Here is a 5230-nt window from a genome sequence, read left to right as displayed (position 1 = left end):
CAGAGGCACCCGTCCCCGAAGTGAGACCCAAAGTGACGCGCTCCTCATGTGTTGGACATGCTACCGTATGAGATGCAGTCCCTCAAAGCAAAGGCTTACCAGCATGACGAACCTCACCTCATTCACACCCCGCACACTCGATACCCTGCACATCGCCGACGATGACCTGCGTGCGGTGCTCGAAGGCCGGCGACGCCTCATCTTCGATGGCGGCATGGGCACCATGCTCCAAGCCGCAGGTCTTGCCGCCGGCGCACGCCCCGAGCTCATCAACCTGAGCGACCCGGACGCCATAACCCGCATTCATGCGGCCTACGTCCAAGCGGGCTCCGAAGTCGTCACGACGAATACCTTCGGCGCGAATACGCTCAAACTCGACGGCGCCGCAACCGTAGAGGAGGTGTTCGCAGCTGCCACCGCCGCAGCGCGTGCCTCGGGCGCCCGCTACATCGCCGGTGATATCGGCCCTTTGGGAACGCTGCTCCGTCCACTCGGCACGCTCGACTTCGAGGAGGCATACGAGCTCTTTGCCGAACAGGTGCGAGCTGCCGCGACCTCGGGCGTCGACATCATCCTCATCGAGACCATGACGGATCTCTCGGAGATACGGGCCGCGGTGCTCGCAGCAAAGGAATGCTGCGACCTGCCCATCTTCGCCACCATGACCTTCGAGGCAGACGGCCGCACGTTTCTGGGCACCCCGCCCGAGGTCGCTGCGCGCACGCTCGACGCCCTCGGCGTCGAAGCGCTTGGCATCAACTGCTCGCTCGGACCCGCCCAAATCCGCCCCTTCGCCCAGCGCATGCTCGCCGTCACGCGCAAGCCCGTCATCGTGCAGGCGAACGCCGGACTTCCCCGCATGGAAGGCGCCAGCACCGTCTACGACATCGCTCCAGACGCCTATGCGGCCGCCGTCGCCGACATGCTCGCCGACGGCGTAAGCATCGTGGGCGGCTGCTGCGGCACCACGCCCGCCTATATCCAAGAGATCCGAAACCACTGCAGCGAGATGATGAAACCCAGCCCGGACGGCTCCCATCATTTCGTCGCGACAAGCGCGCAACAAGAGACCGTGCTCGACGGGCGCAGCATCGCCGTCATCGGCGAGCGTATCAACCCCACAGGAAAGAAGCGGTTGCAACAGGCGCTTCGCGAGGGCGACTTCGCCTACCTCGTGGGACAGGGCATCCAACAGCAGGAGGAGGGTGCCGATATCCTCGATGTGAACGTCGGGCTCCCCGATATCGATGAGGCCGCGACCCTGGCGCGTGCTGTGGAGGAGCTGCAGACGGCAACGGCGCTTCCCCTCCAGATAGATTCGAGCGATCCGGCGGCCATCGAGGCGGCTGTTCGCCGCTATGCGGGCGTCGCGACCATCAACTCCGTGAACGGAACACGCGAAAGCATGGATGCGGTACTGCCCATCGCGGCGCGCTACGGCGCGAACATCGTGGCGCTCACCCTCGACGAGCAGGGCATCCCCGAGACCGCCCAACAACGCGTGCGCATTGCGGAGCGCATCGTGCAAGAGGCTGCCTGCTACGGCATCGCACCACACCGCATCCTCGTTGACTGCCTCGTGATGACGGCGTCCACCAACCAGCGTCAGGCGCTCGAGATCCTGCGTGCCGTCTCGCTGTGCCGCACGCGCCTAGGCGTGCATTGTGCGCTCGGCGTCTCGAACGTGAGCTTCGGCCTGCCCGCCCGTGGGCTTCTGAACGCCACCTTCCTCGCCGCCGCGCTCGGCGCCGGCCTGGACGCGCCCATCGTGAATCCCGCCTCCACGCGCATCATGGACGTAGTACGGAGTTATCGAGTGCTCAACGCCGAAGACGAGGGCTCGGCGGCCTACATCGAACGATACGCGGACGCACCCGATCCATACGCTCCTGGCGGCCCCGCGCGCTCAGACATTCCCGCAAAGGGACCGGCATCCTCCCATGCAGCCGATTCTATCGAGCACATCATCCTCACCGGCCGTAAGGGCGATATGCCCGCGGCGACGCGCGCTGCCCTTGAAACCCTTGAGCCCATGGATGTCATTAGCACGCACTTCATTCCCGCACTCAATGAAGCGGGCGAGCTCTTCGACGCCGGCAAGCTCTTCTTGCCTCAGCTCATGGCCGCGGCCGAGGCGGCGCGTGCAGGGTTCGACGTCATCCGCGAGCGCGTGCCAGCCGCTGCGGCTACCGGCCGGGGCGTGTGCCTCGCGACCGTCAAGGGCGACATCCACGATATCGGTAAGAACATCGTACGCATGCTTCTCGAAAACTACGGCTTCACCGTATACGACCTCGGTCGCGACGTCGCGCCCGAGACGATCCTCGCCGCGGTGCGCGAACGGGAGGCGCGCATCGTCGGCCTCTCCGCGCTCATGACCACGACCGTACCCGCCATGGCGGAAACGATCGAGCTCGTGCACCGCGAAGCGCCCGGAACGAAGGTCATCGTGGGAGGCGCGGTGCTCACGCCAGACTACGCCGCACAAATAGGCGCGGATTACTACGCGAAGGACGCCGCCGCTACCGCACGCATCTGCCAAGAGGTGTTCGGCGGTTAGCACAACGCCCTAGATGCAATCCGCACGCATCTTCGAGAATCTTCGAGCTATCTGTTCAAAGGCATCTGCAATACATGCACTGATGTCGCGATGATGCTTTGAAGATGGTTGTCAAAAACAGAACATGAGCCAAATGAACCGAACCCCGATGTCTCATCCGGTAGAATGAAGAGTTGGAGTCGCAAGATTGGAGCTTCCATGGCAATCACCCCGGCAGAGATCGCCGAAACCCGAGGCATGGTCTTTGAGCAGCATCTCGATATCCGCACCATCACCATGGGCATCTCGCTCATGGGATGCGCCGACGAGAACCTCGAGCGCATGTGCACGAAGGTCTATGATCGCGTGACCACAACCGCGGAGCATCTCGTGGAGACCGCCGAGAACCTCGAACGTGAATATGGCATTCCCATCGTGAACAAGCGCGTCTCTGTGACGCCCGTCGCGCAGATCGCTGCCGCCTGCCCCAATGAGGATCTAACACCGCTCGCCCACGCGCTCGATCGTGCCGCCGAAACCCTCGGCATCGACTACCTGGGCGGGTTTTCTGCGCTCGTGCACAAGGGTATCGGCAACGCAGACGCCCGTCTCATCAGGAGCATCCCCGAGGCGCTCGCGCAGACAAGCCGCGTGTGCTCGAGCCTCAATGTGGCGAGCCTGCGCGCAGGCATCAACATGGACGCCGTGCTCATGGCTGCACAGGTCATGCGCGACGCCGCCGAGCTCACCGCGGACGCGGAGTCCGTAGGTGCCTCGAAGTTCGTGGTGTTCGCAAACATGGTCGAAGACTCGCCGTTCATGGCGGGCGCCGTACACGGCGGCGGCGAGGCCGACGCCGTCATCAACGTGGGCGTCTCTGGCCCCGGCGTCATGGCCGCGGCACTCGAGGAGCTACCCGAGTCCGCGAGCATGATGGATGTGGCCGAGAAGATCAAGCAAACGGCGTTCAAGATCACGCGCGCCGGCGAGCTCATGAGCCGCGAAGCCGCGAGGCGCCTCGGCGTGGAGAAGGGTATCGTCGACCTCTCGCTCGCCCCTACCCCCGCCGTGGGCGATTCTGTGGCGCGCATCTTGGAGATCATCGGTGTGGGAACGTGCGGCGGCCCGGGCACGACCTGTGCCCTCGCCCTGCTGAACGATGCCGTCAAGAAGGGCGGCGTCATGGCGACCTCGAGCGTGGGCGGTCTCTCCGGCGCGTTCATCCCCGTCTCCGAAGATGCCGGCATGATCGCCGCCGTGGAGGCCGGCGCGCTCTCGCTCGAGAAGCTCGAGGCGATGACCTGCGTGTGCTCCGTGGGCCTCGACATGATCGCCATCCCCGGCGACACGCCTGTGGAGGCCATCGCCGGGATTATCGCCGACGAGATGGCCATCGGCGTCATCAACAACAAGACGACGGCCGTGCGCATCATCCCGGCGATCGGCAAAGATGTGGGAGACGCCGTAGAGTACGGCGGCCTCTTCGGTCGCGCGCCGATCATGCCCGTGAATGCGCATGCGGGAACGGTGCTCGCACGTCGAGGCGGCAGGTTCCCCGCCCCGCTCAACTCGCTCAAGAACTAGGTGCGGAGGGGTTTTGGGCTTTCCTCCCCACTTCAGACAGTCCTCGGATGGCGGCTTCGCCCCCATCCTGCGGAACTCGTGGGGAGGAAAGCCCAAAACCCAGTACTACGTTCTTGCTGGGGCGAGAGCCTGTTATAGGTTGAAACCGAAACGGAGCGAACTGCAAACACGGTGCACGTCTCCGCGCTCCCGGATATATCCTCCGCGCGCAGTTCCGCAGCGAGCGGAGCGAGCGAGGACTGTCTGAGCACGGAGGATATATCCGGGAGCGCGGAGACCAAAAGGAGTTGCGATGAGGACGTTTACGCGGGCTATTGCAGGGATCGCGTTCGGAATTGCGGTGCTTCTCGGCATCTTTTCGGTTGCATGGACGCTCGCGCTCAACGGCACGCCGCTCGAGGATGCCATCGGGACAGGCATCGCGAACGCGGCACTCGACGCCTCGGGCGTGAAGGGCAGCATCGACGAGGCGCTCAGATCTAACGTAGGAAGCATCGCTGCAGCGACCGGTTTGTCGAATGAGCAGGTCGAAACCGCGATCGATGAGCTCGCCATCGAGTCCTGGAGCGCGACCACCCTGCCCGAGGACGCCTCTGTATCCGGAACCTTCTCCACGAGCTATCGAGGAGCCTCGGCGACCGTCACCACCTATGCCGACCCTTCATACATCACCGTCGAAGCCTACGGACAGGACCTGACCCTCGCCGTCCCCGAGAGCGCCCAACAATATCTCTCGCTCCTTGCCTACCTGTAAGCGAAACGCTGCCCTGGATTCTCACCCCTCGACAGACGGCAGCTCCAGCGTGTACGTCCTGCCCTCGGCATCGGTGAAGACAAGCCCTGCGTCATCGAGGTCGAAATCGACCATGGTTCCCTCGCCCCGATAGAACTCGACCGGCAGGGAGCCATCTCCGAACACATAGCTCAGCACCACAAAGCCGTCGTCATCATTCGAAACGATGTAGAACACGCCATCGAAGTAGGCGAATCCCAACGGCGTTCCCGAAACCTCGAACAACGGGAACGGATCGGCTCCGTGCTCATCGTAGCGGTAGGCAAAGACGCAGGCGTCGTCGTCCGCTTCGATGGAGTACACGTAGCCGCCGG

4 protein-coding genes are annotated in these 5230 nt (G+C 63.9%); 3 read left to right on the top strand and 1 reads right to left on the bottom strand.

The annotated features are described in order from the left end of the window. Window positions 1-103: 103 nt before the first annotated feature. From QZ079_RS08030 to QZ079_RS08020, 3 genes are all read left to right on the top strand, one after another. The gene (locus tag QZ079_RS08030) at window positions 104-2560 is read left to right on the top strand and encodes a homocysteine S-methyltransferase family protein (protein ID WP_297037329.1); all 2457 of its coding nucleotides are present in this window, start codon (window positions 104-106) and stop codon (window positions 2558-2560) included. Between the two features lie 198 nt (window positions 2561-2758). Beyond that, the gene (locus tag QZ079_RS08025) at window positions 2759-4123 is read left to right on the top strand and encodes a PFL family protein (protein WP_297037327.1); all 1365 of its coding nucleotides are present in this window, start codon (window positions 2759-2761) and stop codon (window positions 4121-4123) included. Window positions 4124-4415: 292 nt separating this feature from the next. Continuing rightward, window positions 4416-4877 carry a hypothetical protein gene (locus QZ079_RS08020; RefSeq protein ID WP_297037325.1) on the top strand — a complete coding sequence of 154 codons (462 nt, stop codon included), beginning with the start codon at window positions 4416-4418 and terminating at the stop codon, window positions 4875-4877. A 21-nt stretch (window positions 4878-4898) separates the two neighbouring features. Here the strand turns inward: QZ079_RS08020 and QZ079_RS08015 are convergent. Further along, window positions 4899-5230 (bottom strand): hypothetical protein (locus QZ079_RS08015; protein WP_297037323.1); only part of this gene is annotated, 332 nt, incomplete at its 5' end.

The sequence above is a fragment of the uncultured Enorma sp. genome, from assembly GCA_905210055.1.
Classification (GTDB): Bacteria; Actinomycetota; Coriobacteriia; order Coriobacteriales; family Coriobacteriaceae; genus Enorma.
This window is presented reverse-complemented; position numbering and strand designations above follow the sequence as displayed.

Coding starts and splice junctions, on each gene's coding strand:
- QZ079_RS08020 (WP_297037325.1), top strand. CDS start 4,416: ATGAGGACGTTTACGCGGGCTATTGCAGGGATCGCGTTCGGAATTGCG.
- QZ079_RS08030 (WP_297037329.1), top strand. CDS start 104: ATGACGAACCTCACCTCATTCACACCCCGCACACTCGATACCCTGCAC.
- QZ079_RS08025 (WP_297037327.1), top strand. CDS start 2,759: ATGGCAATCACCCCGGCAGAGATCGCCGAAACCCGAGGCATGGTCTTT.